This window comes from Ilyobacter sp. (assembly GCF_041583315.1).
Taxonomy (GTDB): domain Bacteria; phylum Fusobacteriota; class Fusobacteriia; order Fusobacteriales; family Fusobacteriaceae; genus Ilyobacter.
This window is the reverse complement of record NZ_JBFHGC010000424.1, coordinates 1-2,561: the sequence shown is the minus strand read 5'-3', so window position 1 is coordinate 2,561 and position 2,561 is coordinate 1. Positions and strand designations below refer to the sequence as shown.

At 40.5% G+C, this 2,561-nt stretch carries 2 protein-coding genes; both read left to right on the top strand.

The genetic code is table 11. The features are described from left to right. Positions 1-469 (top strand): tRNA-dihydrouridine synthase (locus ABZA26_RS12405; RefSeq protein ID WP_372714828.1); only part of this gene is annotated, 469 nt, incomplete at its 5' end. After that, the coding region (gene mutS / locus ABZA26_RS12400) for a DNA mismatch repair protein MutS (protein ID WP_372714827.1) at positions 462-2,561 on the top strand (2,100 nt) is incomplete at its 3' end. The genes ABZA26_RS12405 and mutS, both read left to right, overlap by 8 nt.

The following is a 2,561-nucleotide window of genomic DNA, read 5'->3' as shown; positions in this document are numbered from 1 at the left end:
GTATTCAGGACCTGCAGACTGGGACGTGATAAAATATGTGAAATCCCAGGTGAATATTCCTGTAATAGGAAACGGAGATATATTTACTCCTGAAGATGCCTATGAAAAGGCAATGTACTCCAAGGTAGACGGAGTGATGCTTGCAAGGGGAATATACGGGAACCCGTGGCTCATAAAGCAGGTGAGGGAGATATTTGAAGATGGAAAGGTAACAACTTTCCCAACAACTGACGACAAGATAGATATGGCTATAAAACATGTAGAATATGCCAGAGAAGATCACCCTGAGAGGGATTTTTATTTTGAGATAAGAAAGCATCTGTGCTGGTATATAAAAGGTCTGAAAAATGCAACTCACGGGAAAAATCTCATAAACAGGTCTGAATCTTATGAAGAGATTATAGAGATACTTGAAAATCTGAGAAAAGCAAATATTCAAAAAAATGAGGACGGAATATCTGATGAGTAATGAAACACCATTGATGAAACAATATAGAGAGATAAAAGAGGAGAACAGAGACAGCATCCTCTTTTTTAGACTAGGAGATTTTTATGAGATGTTTTTTGAGGATGCAGTCATAGCCTCAAAAGAACTGGGAATAACTCTCACAAGCAGAAATAAAGAAAAAGGCCAGGATGTACCACTGGCTGGGATACCTTATCATTCATCGGCATCCTATATAGCCAAACTCGTAAGAAAGGGCTATAAGGTAGCAGTCTGTGAGCAGGTGGAAGATCCTAAAACTGCCAAGGGAATAGTAAAAAGAGAGGTAGTAAAGGTAATAACTCCTGGAACAGTAATAGACACAGACTATCTGGATGATAAGAGCAATAACTATCTGCTGTGTGTCTACATAAAAGGAGACAGGGCAGGAATAGCCTATGTGGACATCACCACAGGGGAGTTCCGTTCTACAGAGATAGCGGGAGAAGATATAATATCAAGAGCTCTGAATGAGGTACATAAAATATCTCCCAATGAGATAATTGTGGAAGAAAAAACCTATGAGGCTTTTTCTGATAAATTTAAAAATTATGCAGCAGTCAGTGAAATGACTATGCAAACAGTTCCTTTTGTGAAAAAAAGTGAAGATATACTGAAAGATTACTTCAGGGTGATATCCCTGGAAAGCTACGGCCTAAAAGGAAAGAACGAAGCTGTGGCAGCAGGGGCAATGGTCCTAGAGTATGTACTGGAACTACAGAAATACAACGAACTTCCAATAAATAAGATCTCCTATGATAACAGAGAAGATCATATGGAGCTGAATCTGACTACTCAGAGAAATCTGGAACTTATCCAAAACCAAAGAGAGAAATCCAATATGGGAACTCTTTTATGGGTGCTGGATTCGTGTCAGACATCCATGGGAACAAGGATGCTGAAAAACTTCATAAAGAACCCCCTGCTCAAGGTGGATGCCATTGAAAAAAGGCAGGAGGACATAGGTTATTTTATAGATGAAGTCCTGGTAAGGGAAGAGATAAGAGAGAGACTGAAGGATGTATATGATATAGAGAGGCTCATAGGAAAGGTCATAATGGGGACGGAAAACGGACGTGACCTCATTGCCCTGAAAAAATCCATAAGGGGAGCCCTGGAAATAGTAAAGATCCTGGGAAACAGACAGCTATTTAAAACTGACCTGGAAAAACTGGTGGAAATATACAATATAATAGAAAAGGCCGTAACTGAAGAGCCACCCTTCTCTGTAAGAGAGGGAGGGATGATAAAAAGCGGATATAACCAGGAACTGGATGAACTGCACAACCTCTCTAAAAGCGGGAAAAACTATATCCTGGAGATAGAAACCAGAGAGAGGGAGAGGACAGGGATAAAAACCCTCAAGGTGAAATACAATAAAGTATTCGGATATTTTATAGAGGTAACGAGAGCCAACTCATCTCTTGTGCCAGAGGACTATATCAGAAAGCAGACTCTGACAAATGCCGAGAGGTATATAACACCGGAACTGAAAGACTATGAATCTAAGGTGCTGAATGCCAAGGAGAAAATAGAGGCTCTGGAGTATCAGATATTTAAAGAGATATCAGCTCATGTAAAAGAGGAAAACAGGGAGTTTCAGGAGCTGGCACAAAATCTGGCTTATCTGGATGTGGTGACCTCTCTTGCTGATGTGGCTATAAAAAATAATTATGTGAAACCGGAAGTTTTTGAAGGGTTTTCCCTGGATATAAAAGGGGGAAGACATCCTATAGTTGAAAAACTAATAGGCGCAGGAGACTTTGTAAAGAATGATATATTTTTGGACGAAAACAAAAGCATAATAATACTCACAGGGCCTAATATGGCCGGTAAGTCTACCTATATGAAACAGCTGGCCCTGATAATACTAATGGCCCAGACAGGGTCCTATGTACCGGCAGAATACGCCAGGATAGGGATAGTGGATAAGATATTTACCAGGGTAGGAGCCAGTGACGATTTAGTGGGCGGTCAGTCTACATTTATGGTAGAGATGAGCGAAGTGGCTAATATAGTCAACAGTGCGACGGATAAATCCTTTGTGATTCTAGATGAAGTGGGAAGGGGAACCTCT